Here is a 21,546-nt window from a genome sequence, read left to right as displayed (position 1 = left end):
CCCTCGGTCTGCCTGAGCCGCTACTCTGCCCGTTCCGGGCACGGGAACAAGGCATGACCGACAGCATCCTCGAACAGCGCCGCATCGAGGCCGCCTTTGCCAAGGGCCTGTATGAGGAGATGGCCGCCAGCATCGGCGCCGAGCAGGCCAAGGCGATTCTCACCCGCGCCATCGTGAAGCTGGCGCAATCGGCGGCGGCGGAGATGGCGCAGGAGTCGCCGGAAGGCCCCAGCCTCGCGCATTTCATCTCCCTGCAACCGCGCTGGACGAAGGGCGAGGCGCTGGAGATCGAGGTGGTGCGGGCGGATGCGCGGAATTACGACTTCAACGTCACGCGCTGCCGATATGCCGAGATGTACCGCGGGATGGGGCTGGCGGAGCTCGGCGCCGTGCTGTCCTGCAACCGCGACGGCGCCTTCTGCGAGGGCTACGACCCCAGGCTCAGGCTCACCCGCAGCCAGACCATCATGGGCGGCGCCACGCATTGTGATTTCCGCTACCGTTACGAGGAATGACCCGGGAACCAAGCCTGGCCGCCATGCCGCCCTTCCACTTCCTGCACCTCACCGACCCGCATCTGCCGCCGCCCGGCGGGACGCTGCGCGGGCTGGACCCGGCGCTCGGCCTTGCGGCCGCCATCGCCGACATCGCCCGCCGCCATGGCCCGGAGAGCGCCGCCCCCGCCGGCTTCGCGGTGGTGACCGGCGACCTGGTGCGGGAGGGAGAGCCGGCGGGCTATGCGCGGCTGCGGGAGATGCTGGCCGGCCTGCCCTGCCCCGCGCATCTCCTGCTCGGCAACCACGACAACCGTGCCGCCTTCCGCGCCGCCTTCCCGGAAGCGCCGCTCGACCCGGGCGGCTTCGTGCAGCAGGCGCTGGACAGCCCCGCCGGCCGCTGCCTCATGCTGGACACGCACGCGCCGGGGCGGCCGGAGGGCCGGCTCTGCGCCGCGCGCCTCGACTGGCTGGCGGCGCGGCTGGCGGAGGATGCGGGGCCGGTGCTGCTGTTCCTGCACCACCCGCCGCTGCCCGTCGGCATGCCCGGCATGGACCGGGCGGCGTTGCAGGACACCGCGGCATTCTGGGACGTGCTGGCGCCGCATCGCGCCCGTATCCGGCACCTGTTCCATGGCCATCTGCACCGGCCCATCGCCGGGTCCTGGCGCGGCATCCCGGTTTCCTCGCTGCGCGGCACGGCCTTCGAGGTGGCGCTGGATGCCGCCTCCGACGCCATCGAGGTCACGGCGCAGGAGCCGCCCTGCTACAGCCTGGTCCGGGCGCTGGGGCAGGATCTCGTCGTCCATACCCGGGCGCTGCCGGACGCGACCTGAGGGTGGCGGTGGAACCAGTGGATCAGTTATCGGCTTCCGGCCGGGATGCCATGCCCTCGCGCCTGCTGCCCACGACATAGGCATTCACCGGGTCGATTTGCGCCTGATGCCAGGTCCAGTCCCGGGCGCTCCGCTCTTGCAGGCCCTGGAAATAGGCAGCGTTGTCCACACCCTCGAAATGCTTCTGGTAGGCCAGCAAAGCGGCGACCGACCGGCCATCGTGGAGAAACATCTCGATTTCGGCGCGAAGATCGAGCGGCATCTCGCTAAGGGCCCAGGTCGACATGAGCGCGGAGCCGGGCTGCATGAACTCGGCCACCTCAGCCAAGCTGCGGCAGAGCACGATCGACCCTTCGGTCGCGTAGTCCGCCCGGAGGCCATGCAGCCCGAGATAGTAGCGCTGCAGGGCCAGGATCGGGGGCTGGTCGAAAATCACGTAGCGCCCGGTGAAGCCGAGCCGATTCATCAATCGGCACATGGACCCATAGCCGCCACCGAACTCCACGACGCAATCATGGCTCAGCAGGCTGCGGCCCGTTACGCTTTCATAGTGCCTCAGATTTGTCGCGTGCTGAACCGTGATTGCGTCGGTGCGTGGATCGACCAGAAATGGTGGTGCGCGCCCGTGCTGAGGAACAGCGATCGCCTCGGCCCAGACATTCTTCCAGTCGGGCGACCGCCGCAACTGCCGGTAATTCCTGATCGCATAAGGTGTTGTCCGCGCCACCATGGTGGAACCGATTGGCTGCCAGCGCTTGAAATATCGAGGATCACTGCTCTCGGCGAGAGCCATCAATGCTTCGCATGTCGCCTTCCAGAATGGGAGTTGGTTGCTGGAAGCATCGGCCAAGTGCCGCAGATCCCCCCGCAATTGTTCAGCCAGATCGGCTTCGCGCTGTGTCGGAGGGCGGACGAAAAAATCGCTCAGAGTCGCGGTGACGTCCTCAAGCTTGTGCAGAACCGATTTGTTCAACATGTCAGTCCTTGCCACTCCGGCCAGCCAATCAGGAAACGATCGAACCTCCGTCAGATGCCGCTTGCCTCGCAGGGAGCGCCACCTCGAATCGTTGCAAACCTACTTCAACTCCCCTGGAGCAGCCAAACCGGCAGCCTGGCCTTGGAAGAGCAACCTGCTGCAATCGACCAGCGGCACGCCTTCCGGGATTCGGACAGGCCCCGCCCCGCCCGCCGGACCGAGCTTTCCCTCGCCCCATCCCGGCGGCATGGTGCGCCGCAGGCCATATCTGGAGGAAACCGTGCCCATCGTCACCCGCCGCGCCGCGCTGGCCCTTCCCTTGGCCACCCCCCTCATCACCCGGACCGCCCTCGGCCAGACCTGGCGCCCTACCCAGACCCTGCGGATCGTGGTGCCCGCCGCGCCGGGCGGCACCGCCGATATCAGCGCCCGGCTGCTGGCGCCCTGGCTGCAACAAGTCTTCGGCCAGAATTGCGTGGTGGAGAACCGCTCCGGCGCCGGCGGCACCATCGGCACAGCCGAGGTGGTGCGCACCGCGCCGGACGGGCACACGATGCTGCTCGGCAATATCGGGCCGCAGGCGATCGCGCACTCGCTGTTCCGCAACCTGCCCTACCGGCAGGACAGCCTGCTGCCGGTCTCGGGCACGGTGCGTGGGCCGAATGTGCTGGTGGTGCATCCCTCGGTGCCCGCGAATACGGTGCCGGAGCTGGTGGCCTACCTGAAGGCGAACCCCGGCAAGATCAGCTACGGCTCCCCCCGGCGTGGGCCAGAGCCCGCATCTCACCGGCGTCTGGTTCAACCAGGCGACGGGCACCGAGGCGATCCATGTGCCCTATCGCGGTGCCGGCCCGGCGGCGATCGAGCTGGTGGCGGGCAATATCCAGTACATGTGGGACAACCTCACCAGCGGCATCCAGCAGATCCGCGCCGGCCGGGTGCGCGCCCTGGCGGTCAGCAGCGCCGACCGCAACCCGCAACTGCCCGATGTACCGGCGGCGCGGGAGACGATGCCGGAACTGGCAGGTTTCGACGTGAATACCTGGTTCGGCATCTTCCTGCCCGCCGCCACGCCGCGGCCGGTCGCCGAGGCCATCAACAAGGCCATGCTCGACTGGCAGCAGACCGAGGATGTGAAGCGCCGCTGGGCGGAGATGGGCGGCTTTGCGCTCGGCGGCACGATGGAGGAATTCGCCGCCTTCGTTAACAACGAGGTCGCCAAATGGGGCGCCGTCATCCGCAAGGAGGGGCTGCAGCTCGAAATCGGCTGAACCACGCCAACAGGGAGGAAACAACAATGAAGAACCACTCACGCCGGGCCGCACTGGCCCTGCCGGCGGCGCTCATGGCTGCCCGGGCGCAAGCCCAGCAGGCTCAGCAGGCCGGGGCCTGGCGGCCGGGCCAGCAGGCGCGGATCATCGTGCCGGCGGCACCCGGCGGCACCACCGACATCATGGCCCGGCTCTGCGCCCAGCACCTCCAGGCCCGCTGGGGCACGCCGGTGGTGGTGGAGAATCGCGCCGGCGCCGGCGGCACCATCGGCACGCTGGAGATGGTGCGGGCGCGGCCGGATGGGTTGACCCTGCTTTCCGGCAATATCGGGCCGCAGGCCATCGCCTATTCGCTGTTCCGCAACCTGCCCTACCAGGAGGACCAGATCACGCCGGTGGCGGGCCAGATCCGCGGGCCGAACGTGCTGGTGGTGAATGCCAATACGCCGGTGCGCAACATGGCGGAATTCGCGGCCTGGCTGCGCGCCGACCCCGGCAAGGTCAGCTATGCCTCCACCGGGGTCGGGCAATCGACGCATCTCTCGCCGGTCTGGCTGCTGCAATTGCTGCATGCCGAGGCGATCCACGTGCCCTTCCGCGGCTCCGCCCCGGCGCAGACCGAGCTGCTGGCCGGCAATGTCGGCTTCCTGGTCGACAACCTCACCGGGGTGATCGAGCATATCCGCGGCGGCCGGGTGCGGGCGCTCGCCGTCACCAGCGCCGAGCGGAACAGCCAATTGCCCGAAGTGCCGGCGATGCGCGAAACCCTGCCCGAACTCGCCAGCTATGAGGTGAATACCTGGTTCGGCCTGTTCGGCCAGGGCGCCCTGCCGGCGGAGATCACCCTCGCCTACAATGCCGAGATCAATGCCTGGCTCGACCTGCCCGAGACGAAGCACCGCTTCGAGCAATTGGGCGGCCTGCCACTGCGCGCGACACCCGCCGAATCGCCCGGTTCGTGCAGGCGGAAACCGCGAAGTGGCGCGCCGTGATCCGGAAGGAGGGGTTGCAGCTCGACGCGAGCTGAACCGCGGCGGGCGCCAAGGCCGGGTCAGGCGCATGGCGCCCCTTGGCGCGGCACGGGTGTTGACGCGGCATCGGCGCCACCGCAGCCTCCGCCGCAATGATCCTCTCCCCGATCTGGCTGCCCATCACCCTGGCGGCGGCCCTGTTCCAGTGCTGGCGCACCGCCTTGCAGCAGAAGCTGCGCGGCCAGCTTTCGGTGAATGGCGCGGCGGTGGTGCGCTATCTCTACGGCGTGCCGGTAGGGATGCTGCTGCTCGGCGCCTATCTGCTGGCCTGGGGCGGCGGGCTTCCGGCGCCGAACCTGCCCTTCCTGCTGCTTTGCGCGGCCGGCGGGCTGGGCCAGATCCTCGGCACCAACCTGCTCATCATGGCCTTCGGCCATCGCGGCTTCGCGGTGGGCACGGCCTATGCCAAGACTGAGGCCGTGCAGGGCGCGATCCTGGCACTGGTGCTGCTGGGCGAGCATATCTCGGCGCTGGCCTGGGGCGGCATCGCGCTCGGCGTCTCCGGCGTGTTGTGGCTGTCGCTGGCCGGGCGCGCGCTGACGGCGCGGGGAATTGCTGCGCGCCACGGTGCAGCCGGCGGCGCTCTGCGGCCTGACGGCGGGCTTCTTCTTCGCGCTGACCAGCGTGCTGGTGAAGGCGGCGAACCTGGAATTGCCGGGCGACGACCCGATCCTGCGGGCCTTGGCGACCTTGGTCGCCACCAATATCCTGCAGACCATCATGCAGGGCGGCTGGCTGCTGGCCCGGGAGCCGGAGCAGGTGGGCGCCGTACTGGCGAGTTGGCGGACCTCGGCCCAGGTGGGGGCGCTCTCCGCCTGCGGCTCGGCCTGCTGGTTCACCGGCTTCGCCCTGGCCCCGGTGGCGCTAGTGCGCGCGGTGGGCCAGGTGGAGATCCTCTTCACCCTGCTGTTCAGCCGCTTCTATCTGCGGGAGACGCCCTCGCGCGCCGAGGTCGCGGGCGCGCTGGTGGTGGTGCTCGGCGTGGTGCTGGTGCTGGCGGGGCGTTAGGCGGCCGCGACGGGGCGCGGCCGTCCCGCCTCGTCCAGCGCCACATAGGTGAAGTCGGCGGAGGTCACCTTGATCCGCTCGCCATAGCCCTGGCGCAGCACCCAGGCCTCGATATGCAGGGTGAGGGAGGTGCGGCCGATGCGCGCCAGGTCGGTGTAGCAGCAGACCACGTCGCCCACCTTCACCGGCCGCAGGAAGGCCATGTCCGTTGCGGCGACCGTCACTACGCGCCCACCGGCATGGGTGACGGCGGAGATGCCGCCAGCCACGTCCATCAGCGACATGATCCAGCCGCCGAAGATATCCCCGGCGGGGTTGGTATCGGCCGGCATGGCCAGGGTGCGGACCGCCAGCTCGCCCCGTGGTGCCCCGCCCTTGTCCATGGCGCCCGCTCCTATGCCGCGAACATCGCCCGGATCGCCGCCGGGTCCACATCCTCGAGCCGCGCCGGCGACCAGTTCGGCGCGCCGTCCTTGTCCACCAGCACGCTGCGGACGCCCTCGCGGAAATCCGGGTGGCGGTTCACCACCACGCGGGTGAGCGCCAATTCCATCTCCAGGCATTCATCCAGCGTCGCGCCGGCGCCGCGCCGCAGCAGTTCGAGGGAGACGCAGAGGCTGGTCGGCGACATGCGCCGCAGGATCGCCACCTGTTCGGCGGCCCATGCGGTGCCCTCCGCCTCCAGCGCCTGGATGATGCCGAGCACACTGTCCCGGCTGAAGCAGCGGTCGATGGCAGCGCGGTGCAGTGCGAAACCCGCTTCCGGCAGGGGTTCGGCGAAGCGCGTCACCACCCCCGCATCGCCCGCCAGCAGCGCCTGGCGCAGCGCCGGCAGCCGCTCCCGCAGGACGTAATGGGTGGCGAGGCCGGCATGCACCGCATCGGCGCCGCGCAGCCGCGCCCCGGTCAGCGCCAGCCAGTTGCCGATGGCGCCCGGCAGGCGCGGCAGGTTCCAGGAGGTGCCGACATCCGGAAACAGCGCGATCGCCGTCTCCGGCATGGCCAGCATGGCGTGTTCCGTCACCACCCGCGGCGCGCCGTGGATGGAGACGCCGATGCCGCCGCCCATGCAGACGCCATCGATCAATGAGATCCAGGGCTTGCCGAAATGCGCGATGCCCCGGTTCACCGCATATTCCTCGGCGAAGAAGGCCTCGATCGCGCCGGTGTCGCCGGCGATCGCGATCCCCGGATGCGCCGGACATCGCCGCCGGCGCAGAAGGCCCGGCCGCCGGCGCCTTCCAGCCGCACCAGCCGCACCGCCGCATCCCCGGTCCAGGCATCGAGCGCCGACTGGAAGCCGCGGATCATCTCGATATCGAGGGCGTTCAGGGTCTTCGGCCGGTTCATCAACAGGGTCCCGGCCGCGCCTTCGCGGCGGGCCAGCATGGTCGGCTCTGCGGTGTCGCTCACGCGGCGCTCCTCGGTCGTGTGCTGGGGACAGTTGTCCCGGGAGGGCCGCGTTAGCCCCTCAGCGCCTGGCGATCAACCCAACCACCGCCGCGGTCAGCGCCGCGCCGATCAGCCCCTTCTTGGCGGAGGAACTGCGCAGCAGCGGCGCCATCATGGCGACCCGCGCGGTCTGGTCGCCCACCTGGCGCAGCGCGTCGTCGCGCACCCGCTCCGCCTCCTCCGCGATGGGGTCCACGGCATGGCGCGCCGCCAGCCAGCCCAGCAGCCCGGCCAGCACCAAGTCGACCGCGCCGAGGATCAGCGCCGCCACCACGCCGCCCTGACCCCGGCTCAGCCAGACCAGCGCCGCGACATGCAGCATGATGATCAGCATGAGGCCGAACAAGGGCGGCCCCGGCCGCGAGCCCTGCCTGGATGGCGTAGCCGCGGCCCATCCGCTTCCAGCGCAGCGCTTCCGCCTGTGCGGCGAGTTTCAGCAGGCGGATCAACCGCATGGCGCCTTGGCCTCCGGACTGGAACGCCATCGCTGCCGGCACGGCCGCCTGGCGACCGTGCCGCGATGGAACGCTTGGGAAGGACGATCTCGCGCGGGCCGGCCGAAGCCGGCCGCGTCCCGGTGTTCCGCCCTAGTGGCGGTCGCGTGGATAAACGTAGGTATTGCCGCCCATCAGCCGGCCGATCAGGTAGCCGGCGGCGGCGGCGATGCCGAGGGCGACCAGCGGCCGCTCCCGCACCGTCTCGCTGATGGCATCGGCTTGGTCCTCGATGGTGTCGCGGGCGCGGGTGGCATAGTCCTGCACCGTGTCGGCGGCGCCGGCCAGGGCGGGTGTCACGCGTTCCTGCATCAGACGCTCGACCTGCGCGCGCAGCTTGGCGAGTTCCTCCTTGGCATCGTCGCCGACCCGGTTGGCCGAAGCCTCGGCCTGGTCGCGCAGCTTGCGGGCGTCGTTGGAAAAGTCATTGGCAGCCCCACTCATCATCTCGCTCCTTGCTGGCGGGAAACGTTAGCGGAGGAACGCAGACTGGCCGGCACGGTTCCGCCTTCGCCATGACAGCCGACCGGCGGCCCGAAGGGGAACCGGCTGGGTCCATGCCGGGCATTTGAAGGAGTCCGACATGGACCCGGCCACCGCCTGCCTCATCTGGGCATATAACGACGGAAGAACAGACCAGGCAGGATTCACCATGACACTTGCTCTCCATCGTCGTGCATTGTTGCTGGGCAGTGCGGGCCTCGCCGCCGCCAGCCTGTCGGCCGCGCCCCGCAAGGCCCTGGCCCAGAATGCGCCATCCGGCCCCTTCACCCTGCCGCCGCTGCCCTATGCGGCCGCGGCGAACGAGCCGCATATCGACGCCCGGACCATGGAGATCCACCATGACCGGCACCACGCGGCCTATGTGAACAACCTCAACACCGCCCTGAAGGACCATGCCCAGCTCGCGCAGCAGCCGCTGGAGCAGATCCTGGCGAAGCTCGGCGAGGTGCCGGAGGCGGTGCGGACCGCGGTGCGCAACAATGGCGGCGGCCACGCCAACCATTCCATGTTCTGGGAGGTGATGGGGGGGCGCGGCGGCACGCCCAGCGGCGAATTGGCGCAGGCGATCGACCGTGACCTCGGCGGCATGGACAAGCTGAAGGCCGACTTCAATGCCATAGGTGGCCGGGTCTTCGGCTCCGGCTGGGTCTTCGTCACCGTGGACCGCAGCGGCAAGCTGGCGCTGGCCAGCCGGCCCAACCAGGACACACCCCTGATGGAAGGCGGCCGGGTGCTGCTGGGCAACGATGTCTGGGAGCACGCCTATTACCTGAAATACCAGAATCGCCGCCCCGACTACCTCGCCGCCTGGTGGAATGTGGTGAACTGGGACAAGGTGGCGCAGCGCCATGCGGCCGCCAAAACCGGCACGCTGACGATCTGAGCGGCGGAATCCGGGCAGGGCTCCGGCCCGGCCGGAACGGCGGCTCCGGCCCCACGGCCGGGAACCGTGGCGGTGGGAGGGGGTTCAACTGCAACCCCTCCCCGGCAGGACCGCCCCATGTCGAAGCTCCGGCTGAAGCCGCTCTCGCAACAGGTCGTCGTCATCACCGGCGCCACCTCGGGCATCGGTCTCGCCACCGCCCGGCTGGCCCAGGAACGCGGCGCCAGGACCGTGCTGGTCGCCCGCAACGAAGCCGCGCTGCGGGGAATCGCCGAGGAACTCCGCCGCCGCGGTGGTCAGGCCGAATACGTGGTAGCCGATGTCGCCGACCGCGCGGCGCTGGAAGCCGCCGCCAACCGCGCCGAGGAAGCCTTCGGCGGCTTTGATTCCTGGGTGAACGACGCCGGCACTTCGATCTATGGCGAGATCGAGCGGACCCCCATCGAGGACCAGCGCCGGCTTTTCGAGACGAATTACTGGGGCGTGGTCAACGGCTCCCTGATCGCGGCACGGGCGCTGCGTGGGCGGGGTGGCGCCATCGTCAATCTCGGCAGCATGCTGTCGGACCGCGCCATGATCCTGCAGGGCACCTATTCCGCCACCAAGCACGCCGTGAAAGCCTTCACCGACGCGCTGCGGATGGAGCTGGCGCGGGATGGAGTGCCGATCAGCGTGACGCTCATCAAGCCCTCCAGCATAGAGACGGCCTTCCAGGAACATGGGCGCAACCTGCTGGACAGCCCCGGAATCCGCGTGCCGCCGCCGGCCTATGACCCGCGCCTGGTCGCCCGGGCGATCCTGCATGCCTGCGAGCACCACAAGCGGGAAATCGTGGTGGGCTTCGGCGGCCATGCCATCTCGCTGTTCGGCAACCTCTTCCCGCACACCACCGACCTGCTGATGCAGGGCATCGGCTATGCGGCCCAGACCACGGGAAAGGCACCGCGGCCGGGCCGCGCCGACAACCTGGAGGCCCCGCGCGAGGACGGCACCGAGCACAGCCTGACCCGCCCGGTCGCGCCGCTCCGCAAGACCAGCCTGTTCCTGGAGGCGCAGTTGCATCCCGTGGCGACGGCGGCGGCGCTGGTGGGGCTGGGCGCACTGGCAATGGGCGCCATGGCGGCGCGACGGCTGGGAAGCGGGCGGATCAGCCTCCCCGATCCGCGCCGGACGAGCATCCATCGGCTGGGCTCGGAGGTACGGCGCCTCGGCCACACCGCCCGGCGCCGGGCCGGCGGCTGGCTATAGGGGCCGGGCGGCCTCTGTCCCTGATACCGGGACTTGGTCGGTCAGTCCTCGTCCTCCCTTGCGCCGGCGCCGCGCGGGGCGCGCTCGGCCTGGCCGGCGAAGGCGATCGGCTGCCAGACCAGATGGTTGTCATCCAGCGCCAGCGCCCAGCTCCGCCCCAGGGCGACATCCACCAGGACCACGTTCTCGCCATGCGCCACGACGCTGAAGCGGGAGGATGAACCGCCCGTGCCGCCCTCGGCCCGGCCAAGCCGGGCAGCCCGGCGGGCTTCCCTGTTGTCGCTGTCGCTCATGGGCTCCAATGCCTCCGGTTGCATCCGCCTGGCAGCGCACAACCGGCGCCGCAGGGGCGCGGAGAATGCCCCGGCCGTCCCGGCCGGTCCACCTCTCTCGGGGCTAGAGCATGATACGTTCACCTTCGTTCACGCATCATGCTCCAGGCCTTTGTTTGATCGCGTGATTCATGCTTGTCGGTGCGAGCACCTCAAGCGATCACGCTCTAAAGCCGCGGTGGCATCTCCCGGTTCAGCCGGATGGTGCCGCCGGTCGAGAGCGTGCCCTGCGGCTGCCGCCAGTCGCCCACCGTGCTGTCGGGCACGCCGGAATACTGCCCCCCGGCGCGGAACAGCGGCGCCCCGCCCGAACCCGTGCAGGCGGGCAGCAGAATCAGCAGCAGCAAGGCCAAGGCGCGGTGCATGGGCAGGTCTCCCCCTGCCCATGCAGATGGGGTGCGGCTACTGCATGTCCAGCCGCGTCAGGTCCATGAACCAGGATTGCGGGCTTTGGAAGCCGCGCACTCGCCGTGTCATGGCACGGGGATTGAGGTCGTGCACCACCCAGAGCCAGGGCGGATTGTCCACCAGCCGCTCATGCGCGGTGCGCAGCAACTGCGCGATCTTCACTGGGTCCCGCTCCGTCTCCAGCGCCGCGAAGGCCGCATCGAACTGCTCATCCCGCCAGTGCCCGGTATTGGAGCCGCGCGGGGTGAAATTGGCCGAGAGGAACCAGCGCGCCACGGCGGATGGATCGGAGGAATAGAGGCTGATGTTCAGCGCATCCGCCCCCAGCCATTGCGGCTGGGTCGGCTCGAAGCGAAGGCCGGCGAGCAGGGTGTTCCACTCCACCACCTCGAAACCGACCTCGACGCCGCAATTCTCCTTCAGGCTCTGCTGCAGATACTCGTTCATCGGCAGCGGCTGCATCTGGCCGGAGCCGCTGGTCGAGATGCCGACCTTGATGCGGAGCGGCCGCTGCGCAGTGTAGCCCGCCTCGGCCAGCAGCGCCCGGCCGCGCGCAGGATCCAGCCGATAACGGTTCTGCGGGTTGCCGAAATTCGGGTCGTTCGGCTTGAAGAAGCCGACAGAGGGCTCGGCCGTGCCGCTCAGCAGCGCCACCATGCCCTCGCGGTCGATGCAGTAGTTCAGCGCCTGGCGCACCTTCACGTCCTGCACCGGGCTGCCCTCCTTGCCGGTGGCGAAGACCCAGGGCCAGACATGCGGATAGCTGCCGGTGGTGATCTGGAAGCCGGCGGCGCGCAGCGACGGCACCGCATCCGGCGGCGGCACCTCGATCCAGTCCACCTGGCCGGAGCGCAGCGCGGCGAGGCGGGTATTCGCCTCCGGCATCGGCAGCAGCACCACGCGGTCCAGCTTCGCGCGGCTGGCCGTGTCCCAGTAATTGTCGTTGCGCGAGAGCTCCACCTGCTGCCGCGGCACGAAGCGGGTGATGCGGAAGGGCCCGGTCCCGGCCGCCGGCAGGGTGGCGACGCGGCCCCAGTCCCGCCCCGCCTGTTCCCAGGAATTCGGCGATGCGTAGAGGATATAGAGCGAGAGATAGGGCCAGTAGCTGACCGGCCGCGTGGTCTCCATCTCGATGGTGCGGTCGTCGATCTTGCGGTAGCTGCCCATCACCGGGATGCGGCCGCGCACCAGGGCGCTGCCGGCCGCATCGAATTGCGGGCTGTCGTTCTTGAAGAAGCGGTCGAGGTTCCAGATCACCGCATCGGCATTGAAGGGCGTGCCGTCATGGAACTGCACCCCCTGGCGCAGGTGGAAGCGCCATTTGCGCGGGTCGGCGGCATCCTGCTCCCAGCGTTCGGCAAGCGCCGGGCGCAGCCCCGCCAAGCGATCGTTGTTGGCGAGGTCCCAGCCCAAGAGCGATTCGAAGACCGGATAGCCGAGGAAGCGCATGCCCTCGAAGCCGTTGTTCGGCATGCCGGTGGTGGTCGGCACATCCGCCGCCGTCATGGCGATGCGGAGGACCTTGGGCTGCTGCGCCCCGGCCGGCGCCGTGCCGAAGCCCAAGGCCAACAGGGCTGCGGCGGCAGCCATTCTGCGGAAATGGATCATTCTCGTTCTACCCCCAGACCTGGGAAGCCTAGCGGAACATCGCGGCCAGGCAATGGCCAAGCGAGGGTTTCGCCCGCTACTCCGCCGGCCGGTCCCGGTAGCGGGCCTTCAGCTCCGCCTTCCACAGCTTGCCGGTGGCGGTATGCGGCAGGTTCTCCACGAATTCCCACGGCATCGGGGATCCACCATTTCGCCACCTTGCCCTCGTAATAGCCCAGGATGTCCTCGGCGGTCGGCGTGGTGCCGGGTTTCGGCACCACCAGCAGCAGCGGCCGCTCGTCCCATTTCGCATGCGGCGTGGCGATCACCGCCGCCTCCTGCACCGCGGGGTGGCCCATCACCAGGTTCTCCAGCGTGATGGAGGAGATCCACTCGCCGCCGGATTTGATCACGTCCTTGGCGCGGTCCACGATCTCGATGCAGCCGAGCTCATCCACCGTCACCACGTCGCCGGTGCGGAACCAGCCATCCCCGGTGAAGGCGGGGTCGCCCTTGCGGTTGAAATAGGCGCTGGCGATCCAGGGGCCGCGCACCTCCAGCTCGCCGAAGGCCAGGCCGTCATGCGGGATGGGCTGCTCCGCATTGTCCAGCACCCGGATCTCCACGCCGAACAAGGGGGCGGCCCTGCTTGCGGGCATAGTCGAGGAAGCGGTCGGTGTCCCAATCCGCATTCTCGGGCTTGCGGGCATTGGTGGTGCCGAGCGGGCTGGTCTCCGTCATGCCCCAGGCGTGCAGGATGTCGACGCCGTATTCCTTGCGGAAGCCGGCATTGATCGCCGCCGGCAGCGCCGTGCCACCGACCACCAGCCGCGGCGGGTTGCTGAAGCGCCGGGAGGGGTCGGCCCGCAGCCATTGCAGCAATGCGGTCCAGATGGTGGGCACCCCGGCCGAGAAGGTGACATGCTCCTCCTCGAAGAGGCGGTGCAGGCTGGTGGGGTCGAGCTTCGGGCCGGGCAGCACCAAGCTGGCCCCGGCCATGGCGGCGGCATAGGGGATGCCCCAGGCATTCACATGGAACATCGGCACGACCGGCAGCACCACATCCGCGGCGCCGATGTTGAACACGTCCTTCTGCAGGATCGCCAAGGTGTGGATCACCGTCGAGCGATGGCTGTAGAGCACGCCCTTCGGCTGCCCCGTGGTGCCGGAGGTGTAGCAGAGCGAGGAGGCGGTCCGCTCGTCGAAGACCGGCCAGTCGAATTGCCCGGGCTGGCCGGCGAGCAGCGCCTCCTGCGCCAGGACCTCGACCTTCCCGTGCAGCTTCGACCCTTCCGGCAGCGCCGCCGCCTCGCCCATCAGGATCACGGCGCGGAGACTGGGCGGCAGCCGCTCCGCAATGCCTTCCAGCACCGGCAGCAGGGTCGGGTCGATGAGCAGGTGGGTATCCCCGGCATCGGCCAGGATGAAGGCGATCTGGTCCGGAAAGAGCCGCGGATTCACCGTATGCAGCACCGCGCCCATGCCGGAGACGCCGTAATAGGCCTCCAGGTGCCGGTGCTCGTTCCAGGCCAGGGTGGCGATGCGCTCGCCGGGCTGGACGCCGCGTTGCGTCAGGGCATGCGCGAGTTGCGCGGCACGGGTGGCGATCTCCGGCCAGGTATGGCGCGCCAGCGTGCCATCCGCCCGGGCACTGACGATCCGCGCGCCGCCATGGTTGCGCGCCGCATGCTCCAGGATGGAGGAGATGAGCAGCGGTCGGTCCTGCATCAGGCCCAGCATGGACATGTCTCCCTTCGGGCCGCCTTGGTGGATGGCGGCCCTGTTCTCCGCCCGACTATGAAGCGCGCCGCGCACCACCCGCAAGGACCGCACGGGCCGCGCGGCGCCACCGCCATCAGGGCCACGCGATCAGGGCGCGTGCCGGCGCCGACGGAGCCGTGGCGGGGCGTGGGCGCCCCGATCGCGACGCGGTGGAACAGGGCCCGCATGGCCGCGGCGCCCCACCCAAGCTGGCCGGGCAGGCCGGCCGCATCGCCTTCGTTCAGTGCCGCATCAGCACCGGGATGCCGGTCTCCGCCAGGACATGCCGCGTCACGCCGCCGAGGATGAGTTCGCTGAGCGGGCTATGGGCATAGGCGCCCATCACCAGCAGATCCGCCCCGAGGCCGCGCGCCGCCGCCAGCAGCGCCGCCCCGAAGGTGCCACGCGGGCCGAGGGCCAGGGGATGGATCTCCGCGGATACGCCATGCTCGGCCAGCACCGGCGGCAGCGCCGGCGGGGGCGCGCCCTCCCTCACCCCGGCCAGCACGAAGACCCGCTCCGCGCGCTCCAGCACCGGCATCGCGGCCAACACGGCCTTGACCGCGCGCCGGTCATCCTTCCAGGCGATGGCGACGCGGCGGCCAAGGGTATCCAGGGAATCGGCGGGAACCAGCAGGACCGGGCGGCTGGTCGCGAAGAGGGCGGCGTGCAGCGCCTCCCGGCCGGGCGGCCGGTTCCGGCGCGCCGGCCGCTCCAGCACGAGGAGGTCGGAACGCCGGCCGCGTTCGGCGACGATCCCGCCCGCATCGCCCGCGGTTTCGGCCCAGGCCGCCGCGGGGCCGCCGGCCCGCGCCGCCCAGGCATCGAAGAGGCCGCGGAGGCTGGCAATGCGCTGCCGCTCCCCGACCTCCAGCGCCGCCCTTTCGGCCTCCGTCAGGATCTCCTCGGTCGGCAGGATTGTCGCCTCGGGCGGGCAGCGGACCACCAGCGCCTCGACCGCCGCGCCGAGCAGCAACGCGAGATCGCCGGCGGCACCGAGCACGGCGGCCGCCGCCCGGGGCTGGCCGAGCACGGCCAGGACGTGGCGGGGCATGTCGCTCATCCCTCCTGCCCCGCGGCCTGGGCCAGGTTCAGCGCCGTGGCGGCATAGTGGCCCGCGGCCACGGCCACCAGGCAGAGCAGCACCGAGAGGCCGATATTCCCCAACGCCTGGGCGACCCGGCCGTCGCGCAGCAGGTCCAGCGTTTGCAGGCTGAAGGAGGAGAAGGTGGTGAAGCCGCCGCAGATCCCGACCATGACGAAGACCCGGATATCCGGCGGCACCACCAGGCGCCCGCCGGACGCCGTCAGCACGCCGAAGAAGCCGATGAGCAGGGAACCCAGGATATTGATGAGGATGGTCCCCCAGGGGAAATCCGGCCCGGTGGCGCGGGCCATGGCGAGCGCGAGCCAGTAGCGGCCAACGCCGCCGAGCGCACTGCCGAAGGCGATCCAGGCATAGGTCATGGGCACGGCGTCTCCTCCGGCGCGGTCTCGTCCAGCGCGCGGGACCAGCCGTGGGAAGAAGGAGCGGGGTCGCGACCGGCTCCGTGCCGGTCATGCTCCCGCCCGCCCGGCCCTGGCCGCGCGCAGCAGGAGTCATCAGCCTCTTCGGCGGTTGAAGGGGGGACCCCATCCCCTGCGGGGGGGAGTCTAGAGCAGATCGCCGCAGGGCGGAACCGCCCGGAGGCGTGAAGCTGCTCTGCAAGCAACAGGCTACAGCGGCGTGCCGAACCATCAATTCGGCACGCCGTTGTAGGCAGGCTTTCGCGGACTGCAACGCGCCCTCATCGGGCGTGGAACTCGCCCCTGGCCATGGCGAGGTGGTGCCGCTGGTGATGGGCGCCGGTGGCCAGCACGCCGATGAAGCCGAGGCCCTGGATCACCTGCGCCTCCCGCGGTTCCGCCGCGGTGACGGTCAGCGCCACGCCATCCGGCAGGGCCTCGGTGCGGGCCTGCCAGCCGTCCTGGCCGTCGATCTCCCGCGCATGCGCCGGGACCATGCGGCGGATCGCCTGAAGCGTGCGCCCCTCGCCGGTCACCGCCGCCCGGATGCCGCCCTCCACCCGCTGCACCGCCACGGCGGCGCGCAGCGTCACCTCGTGCATGTCGATGAGGTGCTCGCGCAACGCGTCCAGATTCACCCGGGACCAGTCGGTCCGCGGATCGGCCCGGAGGATGCGGACGATCTCCTGCACCGCGCCGAAGGCATCCTGGCCGGGCATCGAGGGGATCGGCGTGGCCTCGGCCGGGGCCTGCGGCTGGTGGCGGTGGCCGGGGTCATCCACCGGCTGGGCCAGCGCCGTCCCGGCGGCCAGCAGCAGGGTGCCGGAAAGGGCGAGGGCCAGCGTGAGGGGATGTCGCATTGGCGGTCTCCTGTCGCGACCATCCTAATCCCCGGGACGGCCGCCTGCGTGATCGCAATCGTGCCGGCCCGCAGGCACCAAGGGTGGCGGAGGCGGGGCGGAGCCGCTAGACCACCGGAATTGCCCGGCCGGGCCTCCTGCGGGAGGCGCATCCGGGTTCGGACCGAACCGCCCGCACAGGACCCCCCCGGCATGCCCAGCTACCGTTCGCGCACCACCACCCATGGCCGCAACATGGCGGGCGCCCGCGGCCTCTGGCGCGCCACCGGCATGAAGGACGGCGATTTCGGCAAGCCGATCATCGCCGTGGTGAATTCCTTCACCCAATTCGTCCCCGGCCATGTCCACCTGAAGGACCTCGGCCAGCTCGTCGCGCGGGAGATCGAGGCGGCGGGCGGCGTGGCCAAGGAGTTCAACACCATCGCGGTGGATGACGGCATCGCCATGGGCCATGACGGCATGCTCTACAGCCTGCCGTCGCGCGAGCTGATCGCCGACAGCGTGGAATACATGGTCAATGCGCATTGCGCCGATGCCATGGTCTGCATCTCCAATTGCGACAAGATCACGCCGGGCATGCTGATGGCCGCCATGCGGCTGAACATCCCCACCATCTTCGTCTCCGGCGGGCCGATGGAGGCGGGCAAGGTGGTGCATCGCGGCCAGAAGCGCTCGGTCGACCTGATCGACGCCATGGTGGCCGCCGCCGATGCCAGCGTGACGGATGCCGAGGTGCAGGTGATCGAGCGTTCGGCCTGCCCGACCTGCGGCTCCTGCTCCGGCATGTTCACCGCCAATTCCATGAACTGCCTGACCGAGGCGCTGGGCCTGGCGCTGCCGGGCAACGGCACCGTGGTGGCCACCCATGCCGACCGCCGGCGGCTGTTCCTGGAGGCCGGGCGGCGGATCGTCGAGATCACCCGCGCGCATTACGAGACGGAGGACTTTTCCGTGCTGCCGCGCAGCATCGCCACCCCCGCCGCCTTCGGCAATGCCATGACGCTCGACATCGCCATGGGCGGCTCGACCAATACCGTGCTGCACCTGCTGGCCGCGGCGCATGAGGGCGAGGTGCCCTTCACCATGCAGGACATCGACCGGCTGTCGCGCCGCGTGCCGGTGCTCTGCAAGGTGGCGCCCTCGGTCGCCGATGTGCATGTGGAGGATGTGCACCGCGCCGGCGGCATCATGGGCATCCTGGGCGAACTGGACCGCGCCGGGCTGCTGGACACCGCCGTCAGCCGGGTGGATGCGCCGAGCCTCGCCGAGGCGCTGGCCCGCTGGGACGTGCGGCGCACGGTGGACGAGGCGGTGCTGACCTTCTTCCGCGCCGCGCCGGGCGGCGTGCCGAGCATCGAAGCCTTCAGCCAGGACCAGCGCTGGGATGCGCTGGACCTGGACCGCGCCGGGGGCGTGATCCGCGACCGGGAACATGCCTTCTCCGCCGATGGTGGCCTCGCCGTGCTCTATGGCAACCTGGCCGAGGAGGGCTGCATCGTGAAGACCGCCGGGGTCGATGCCTCGATCCTCGCCTTCAGCGGCCCGGCGCGCATCTTCGAGAGCCAGGACGCGGCGGTGGAGGGCATCCTCGGCGGGGCCGTGCAGGCCGGCGACGTGGTGCTGGTGCGCTATGAGGGGCCGCGCGGCGGCCCGGGGATGCAGGAGATGCTCTACCCGACCAGCTACCTGAAGTCGAAGGGCCTTGGGAAGCTCTGCGCCCTGGTGACGGATGGCCGCTTCTCCGGCGGCTCCTCCGGTCTTTCCATCGGGCATCTCTCGCCGGAGGCGGCGGAGGGCGGGTTGATCGGGCTGGCCGAGGATGGCGACCGGGTGGAGATCGACATCCCCGGCCGCAGCATCCGCCTGGCGGTGCCGGAGGCGGAGCTGGCACGCCGCCGCGCCGCCATGGAGGCGCGGGGCGATGCCGCCTGGCAGCCGGCCGCACCCCGCAAGCGGCAGGTCTCGACGGCGCTCAGGGCCTATGGCGCGATGGCGACGAGCGCCGCCCGCGGGGCGGTGCGCGACGTGGCCGCCCTGCGGCGGCGCTAAACCCCTATCGCCCCGGGTGTATCGCCCGGAGCGGTCGCCGGCCGAGCCGGGCGACTCACGCTGGGTCCGGCTGCGCCTGGTGGAAGGCCCGCGCCTCCGCCTGGGTCTCGAAGAGATGCGGCGCGACGGAGCGGGTCAGGGTGCGCGCCAGCTTGTGGCGCAGGAAGGCGCTGGTGGTGTAGCGGCTGACCTGCGTGTAGTGCGCCTCCGATATCTCGGCCACCATGGCGGCATAGGCGCCGGCGACCTCCTCCTCCAGCCGGAAGCCGTCGTAATTCACCACCACGCCGACGCGGCGGCCGATGGCGGTGCAGCGCTCCCCGACCGTGGCGCGGATCGCCGCGATATCGGCGAGGTCGCGCACATGCATCCGCTCGGAAATTCAGGAACAGCAGGTTGCGCCCGGCATCATAGGCGATGCGGTCGGGCAGGCGCAGGTCGAGCAGCCCGGCGCGCAGGTCCATCGCCTCCGGGCGGAAGATGCGGGCATCCATCGGCCGCGGCGCGCGCACCAGCGGCCGGAAGCCCATCTGCGCCAGGATGTCGCGTTCGATATCCACACCGGGCGCGACCTCGGCCAGTTCCAGCCCCTCCGGCACCAGGCGCAGCACGCAACGCTCGGTGACATAGAGCACCTCCCGGCCGCGCTCGGCGGCGAAGGGGCCGCTGAAGGTCACCTGCTGCACCGAGGCGTGGAATTTCTGCGCCCTTCCCTCCTGCAGGATGCGCAATTGCCCGTCCCGCACCTCCACCCGCAGCCCGCCGGCCGTGAAGGTGCCCATGAACACCACCCGCCGGGCATTCTGGCTGATGTTGATGAAGCCGCCGGCGCCCGCCAGCCGGCTGCCGAAGCGGCTGACATTGACATTCCCCGCGGCGCTCGCCTCGGCCATGCCGAGGCAGGCGAGGTCGAGCCCGCCGCCGTCATAGAAGTCGAATTGCTGGTTCTGGTGGATCACCGCCTGGGTATTCACCGCCGCGCCGAAATCGAGGCCGGAGGCGGGCAGGCCGCCGATCACGCCAGGCTCCGCCGTCAGGGTGATGAGGTCGAGGACGCGCTCCTCATTCGCCACCGCGGCCACGCCTTCCGGCATGCCGATGCCGAGATTGACCACGCCGTTCACCGGCAGCTCCATCGCCGCGCGGCGGGCGATGATCTTCCGCTCATCGAGCGGCAGCGCCGCCAGCCCCTCCAGCGGCACGCGCAGCTCGCCCGAGAAGGCCGGCGAGTATTGCGTCCCGTAGGTCTGCGCGTGGTTGGCGGGATCGGCAACCACCACGCAATCCACCAGCACGCCGGGCACCACCACCTGCCGCGGATGCAGCGAGCCCGCGGTCGCGATGCGCTCCACCTGCGCCACGACGATGCCGCCCGAGTTATGCGCGGCCATGGCCATGGCGAGGTTATCGAGCGTCAGCGCCTCGCGCTCCATGGTCAGGTTGCCGTCCGGGTCGGCGGTGGTGGCGCGGAGCAGCGCCACATTGGCGCGCAGCGCGCGGTAGAACAGGAACTCCTCGCCGCCGATCTCGATCAGCCGGACCAGATCCTCCTGCGTGATGGTGTTGATCCGCCCGCCCTCCAGGCGCGGATCCACGAAGGTCCGCAACCCGACACGGGTGATCGTGCCGGGCTTCCCCGCGGCAATGTCGCGGTACATCTGGCTGATGACGCCCTGGGGCAGGTTGTAGCCCTCGATCCGGTTCTCCAGCGCCAGGCGCCCGAGTTTCGGGATCAGCCCCCAATGGCCGCCGACCACGCGCCGCAGCAACCCGTCGGCGGCCAGCCGGTTCAGCCCGCGCTCCCTGCCGTCCCCCTGGCCTGCGGCGAAGAGCAGGGTCAGGCCGCGCGGTGCGCCCTCCGCCGCATGGCGCGCCTGCAAGGCCGCGAGCAGGTCGTCGGGCACGCCGATGCCGACGAAGCCCGAGGTCGCGACCGTGTCGCCATCCTGCACCAGGGCCGCGGCCTCGGCCGCGGAGACGATCTTGTTGCGCATCGCCCGTTCCTCCCGCCCGCCTCAATTCACCCAGGGGATCGCCTCCCGCCGCGCCTGCTCCGGCACCGGGTCCGGGCGCAGGCGGGTATAGCGGGCGAGCAGGCGGTCATAGGTGCCATCCGCCCGAACCTCGTCGAAGCCGCGGCGCCAGCGCGTGATCTCCGCCTCCGGCAGGTCGCGGGATGAGGCGAACCAGATCTCGCTCCGCCGCACCACCTGGCCGATGTTCAGCGTGCCGACATCGCCGCCCACCTCGCGCCAGGCATGCAGCACCATCAGCCGCGGCGCGAGCCAGGCATCGAGCAGCCGGTCCTTCAGGCGCTGGGCATTCATCCATTCCTCGTAGGCCGGCTGGATGCGCGTAAAGCCCCGCTCCCGCAGGAGCTGCTCGGCACCCGAGCGCAGCAGCACGCCCGTCGGGCGCTCCCGCACCCGGTCGAGCGAGGTGGCATCCACGCCGGCGCCGCCCACCAGCACCAGGTCGTCGGTCACGACGTTGAAGACCCAGGCATAGTGCTCCTCGCGTTCGGGTGAGCGCGTAAGTGCCAGGATGCCCATGCCTGGGCGGTTCATCGTCAGTTCCTGGGCCAGCGGCCAGGGCATGAACTCCACCCCGGTCGGGTGGCCGATGCGTCGCGCCACCTCGCGCACGACCTCATAGACCAGGCCCTGCGGCTCGCCGATTTCGGCCACCGTGGGCGGCGGCACGTGGAAGGCATAGGGTGGCAGCTCGCCGGTCACGAGCCGCAGCCGCTGCGGCGGAGCCAAGGGTTGGGATTGCGGCTGCGCCGCCGCAGGCTGGGCCAGGAGGGCGATCAGCGCGGCGACCGCGGCCGCCAGGATGCTGCGCAT

Annotated in this window: 26 protein-coding genes, 1 pseudogene and 1 riboswitch; of the genes and pseudogenes, 9 read left to right on the top strand and 18 right to left on the bottom strand. The window is 70.5% G+C overall.

The window, feature by feature from the left end:
* Window positions 1-53: 53 nt before the first annotated feature.
* Complete coding sequence (locus tag KSF81_RS02910) at window positions 54-515, top strand: L-2-amino-thiazoline-4-carboxylic acid hydrolase (RefSeq protein WP_217377657.1); 462 nt, start codon at window positions 54-56, stop codon at window positions 513-515.
* Window positions 512-1,330 carry a phosphodiesterase gene (locus KSF81_RS02905; protein WP_217377656.1) on the top strand — a complete coding sequence of 273 codons (819 nt, stop codon included), beginning with the start codon at window positions 512-514 and terminating at the stop codon, window positions 1,328-1,330. The genes KSF81_RS02910 and KSF81_RS02905 overlap by 4 nt, the downstream gene beginning before the upstream one ends.
* Before the next feature lie 22 nt (window positions 1,331-1,352).
* Here the strand turns inward: KSF81_RS02905 and KSF81_RS02900 are convergent, their stop codons facing one another.
* Together KSF81_RS02900 and KSF81_RS28945 are read right to left on the bottom strand one after the other, a co-directional pair.
* Complete coding sequence (locus KSF81_RS02900; RefSeq protein ID WP_217377655.1) at window positions 1,353-2,306, bottom strand: hypothetical protein; 954 nt, start codon at window positions 2,304-2,306, stop codon at window positions 1,353-1,355.
* Between the two features lie 99 nt (window positions 2,307-2,405).
* Window positions 2,406-2,816 carry a hypothetical protein gene (locus tag KSF81_RS28945; RefSeq protein ID WP_254453335.1) on the bottom strand — a complete coding sequence of 137 codons (411 nt, stop codon included), beginning with the start codon at window positions 2,814-2,816 and terminating at the stop codon, window positions 2,406-2,408.
* Between KSF81_RS28945 and KSF81_RS31825 the strand changes: the two are divergent.
* The 3 genes and pseudogenes from KSF81_RS31825 to KSF81_RS02890 form a co-directional block, all read left to right on the top strand.
* Window positions 2,698-3,009: pseudogene (locus tag KSF81_RS31825) on the top strand (Bug family tripartite tricarboxylate transporter substrate binding protein); the annotation flags it as partial. The gene KSF81_RS28945 and the pseudogene KSF81_RS31825 overlap by 119 nt on opposite strands.
* A 61-nt stretch (window positions 3,010-3,070) precedes the next feature.
* Window positions 3,071-3,577 carry a tripartite tricarboxylate transporter substrate-binding protein gene (locus KSF81_RS28940; protein ID WP_309139458.1) on the top strand — a complete coding sequence of 169 codons (507 nt, stop codon included), beginning with the start codon at window positions 3,071-3,073 and terminating at the stop codon, window positions 3,575-3,577.
* A gap of 26 nt (window positions 3,578-3,603) precedes the next feature.
* Complete coding sequence (locus tag KSF81_RS02890; RefSeq protein WP_217377654.1) at window positions 3,604-4,569, top strand: tripartite tricarboxylate transporter substrate binding protein; 966 nt, start codon at window positions 3,604-3,606, stop codon at window positions 4,567-4,569.
* Window positions 4,570-4,628: 59 nt separating this feature from the next.
* On the opposite strand, the gene KSF81_RS28935 is transcribed toward KSF81_RS02890, so the two are convergent.
* Window positions 4,629-5,069 (bottom strand): hypothetical protein, encoded by a 441-nt coding sequence (locus KSF81_RS28935; RefSeq protein ID WP_254453334.1) that lies wholly within the window; start codon window positions 5,067-5,069, stop codon window positions 4,629-4,631.
* Between the two features lie 91 nt (window positions 5,070-5,160).
* Here KSF81_RS28935 and KSF81_RS28930 point away from each other — a divergent pair, with 91 nt between their 5' ends.
* Window positions 5,161-5,616, top strand: coding sequence for an EamA family transporter (locus KSF81_RS28930; protein WP_254453333.1), 456 nt, complete (start codon window positions 5,161-5,163; stop codon window positions 5,614-5,616).
* On the opposite strand, the gene KSF81_RS02880 is transcribed toward KSF81_RS28930, so the two are convergent.
* The 5 genes from KSF81_RS02880 to KSF81_RS02865 form a co-directional block, all read right to left on the bottom strand.
* A complete protein-coding gene (locus KSF81_RS02880) occupies window positions 5,613-5,999 on the bottom strand; it encodes an acyl-CoA thioesterase (protein WP_217377653.1) in 387 nt (128 codons plus the stop codon). The genes KSF81_RS28930 and KSF81_RS02880 overlap by 4 nt on opposite strands.
* An 11-nt stretch (window positions 6,000-6,010) precedes the next feature.
* Window positions 6,011-6,745 (bottom strand): enoyl-CoA hydratase/isomerase family protein, encoded by a 735-nt coding sequence (locus KSF81_RS02875; protein WP_309139457.1) that lies wholly within the window; start codon window positions 6,743-6,745, stop codon window positions 6,011-6,013.
* Window positions 6,742-7,029, bottom strand: coding sequence for an enoyl-CoA hydratase/isomerase family protein (locus tag KSF81_RS31255; RefSeq protein ID WP_309139456.1), 288 nt, complete (start codon window positions 7,027-7,029; stop codon window positions 6,742-6,744). Before KSF81_RS31255 ends, KSF81_RS02875 begins: the two co-directional genes overlap by 4 nt.
* Before the next feature lie 58 nt (window positions 7,030-7,087).
* On the bottom strand, window positions 7,088-7,414 hold the full coding sequence (locus tag KSF81_RS02870; RefSeq protein WP_217377652.1) for a hypothetical protein: 327 nt from the start codon (window positions 7,412-7,414) through the stop codon (window positions 7,088-7,090).
* Between the two features lie 241 nt (window positions 7,415-7,655).
* The gene (locus tag KSF81_RS02865; protein WP_217377651.1) at window positions 7,656-8,006 is read right to left on the bottom strand and encodes a YqjD family protein; all 351 of its coding nucleotides are present in this window, start codon (window positions 8,004-8,006) and stop codon (window positions 7,656-7,658) included.
* A gap of 208 nt (window positions 8,007-8,214) precedes the next feature.
* Between KSF81_RS02865 and KSF81_RS02860 the strand changes: the two genes are divergently transcribed.
* Both KSF81_RS02860 and KSF81_RS02855 read left to right on the top strand, forming a co-directional pair.
* Window positions 8,215-8,949 carry a superoxide dismutase gene (locus KSF81_RS02860; RefSeq protein ID WP_217377650.1) on the top strand — a complete coding sequence of 245 codons (735 nt, stop codon included), beginning with the start codon at window positions 8,215-8,217 and terminating at the stop codon, window positions 8,947-8,949.
* A gap of 117 nt (window positions 8,950-9,066) precedes the next feature.
* Window positions 9,067-10,197 carry an SDR family oxidoreductase gene (locus KSF81_RS02855; RefSeq protein WP_217377649.1) on the top strand — a complete coding sequence of 377 codons (1,131 nt, stop codon included), beginning with the start codon at window positions 9,067-9,069 and terminating at the stop codon, window positions 10,195-10,197.
* A gap of 41 nt (window positions 10,198-10,238) precedes the next feature.
* On the opposite strand, the gene KSF81_RS02850 is transcribed toward KSF81_RS02855, so the two are convergent.
* From KSF81_RS02850 to KSF81_RS02820, 8 genes are all read right to left on the bottom strand, one after another.
* Window positions 10,239-10,490 carry a hypothetical protein gene (locus tag KSF81_RS02850; protein ID WP_217377648.1) on the bottom strand — a complete coding sequence of 84 codons (252 nt, stop codon included), beginning with the start codon at window positions 10,488-10,490 and terminating at the stop codon, window positions 10,239-10,241.
* A gap of 206 nt (window positions 10,491-10,696) precedes the next feature.
* Window positions 10,697-10,894 carry a hypothetical protein gene (locus KSF81_RS02845; RefSeq protein ID WP_217377647.1) on the bottom strand — a complete coding sequence of 66 codons (198 nt, stop codon included), beginning with the start codon at window positions 10,892-10,894 and terminating at the stop codon, window positions 10,697-10,699.
* A gap of 37 nt (window positions 10,895-10,931) precedes the next feature.
* Complete coding sequence (locus KSF81_RS02840; RefSeq protein WP_217377646.1) at window positions 10,932-12,527, bottom strand: ABC transporter substrate-binding protein; 1,596 nt, start codon at window positions 12,525-12,527, stop codon at window positions 10,932-10,934.
* A 14-nt stretch (window positions 12,528-12,541) separates the two neighbouring features.
* Window positions 12,542-13,138 (bottom strand): AMP-binding enzyme, encoded by a 597-nt coding sequence (locus KSF81_RS31250; protein WP_309139455.1) that lies wholly within the window; start codon window positions 13,136-13,138, stop codon window positions 12,542-12,544.
* Window positions 13,104-14,264, bottom strand: coding sequence for an AMP-binding protein (locus tag KSF81_RS02835; RefSeq protein WP_309139454.1), 1,161 nt, complete (start codon window positions 14,262-14,264; stop codon window positions 13,104-13,106). The genes KSF81_RS31250 and KSF81_RS02835 overlap by 35 nt, the downstream gene beginning before the upstream one ends.
* Before the next feature lie 262 nt (window positions 14,265-14,526).
* A complete protein-coding gene (locus KSF81_RS02830) occupies window positions 14,527-15,339 on the bottom strand; it encodes a universal stress protein (protein ID WP_217377645.1) in 813 nt (270 codons plus the stop codon).
* Between the two features lie 5 nt (window positions 15,340-15,344).
* Window positions 15,345-15,752, bottom strand: coding sequence for a fluoride efflux transporter CrcB (gene crcB / locus KSF81_RS02825; RefSeq protein WP_217377644.1), 408 nt, complete (start codon window positions 15,750-15,752; stop codon window positions 15,345-15,347).
* 119 nt (window positions 15,753-15,871) lie between these two features.
* Window positions 15,872-15,934, bottom strand: a riboswitch (Fluoride riboswitch).
* Window positions 15,935-16,072: 138 nt separating this feature from the next.
* The gene (locus KSF81_RS02820) at window positions 16,073-16,651 is read right to left on the bottom strand and encodes a hypothetical protein (protein WP_217377643.1); all 579 of its coding nucleotides are present in this window, start codon (window positions 16,649-16,651) and stop codon (window positions 16,073-16,075) included.
* Window positions 16,652-16,843: 192 nt separating this feature from the next.
* Between KSF81_RS02820 and ilvD the strand changes: the two genes are divergently transcribed.
* Window positions 16,844-18,700 carry a dihydroxy-acid dehydratase gene (gene ilvD / locus KSF81_RS02815; RefSeq protein ID WP_217377642.1) on the top strand — a complete coding sequence of 619 codons (1,857 nt, stop codon included), beginning with the start codon at window positions 16,844-16,846 and terminating at the stop codon, window positions 18,698-18,700.
* Here the strand turns inward: ilvD and KSF81_RS02810 are convergent.
* Both KSF81_RS02810 and KSF81_RS02805 read right to left on the bottom strand, forming a co-directional pair.
* Entirely contained in the window at window positions 18,697-20,694 is a 1,998-nt protein-coding gene (locus KSF81_RS02810; protein WP_217377641.1) for an acyl CoA:acetate/3-ketoacid CoA transferase, read from the bottom strand. The genes ilvD and KSF81_RS02810 overlap by 4 nt on opposite strands.
* Window positions 20,695-20,715: 21 nt before the next feature.
* Window positions 20,716-21,546 (bottom strand): ABC transporter substrate-binding protein, encoded by an 831-nt coding sequence (locus KSF81_RS02805; RefSeq protein ID WP_217377640.1) that lies wholly within the window; start codon window positions 21,544-21,546, stop codon window positions 20,716-20,718.

This window comes from Siccirubricoccus sp. G192 (assembly GCF_019084075.1).
In the GTDB taxonomy this organism is placed as follows: Bacteria; Pseudomonadota; Alphaproteobacteria; order Acetobacterales; family Acetobacteraceae; genus G192.
This window is presented reverse-complemented; position numbering and strand designations above follow the sequence as displayed.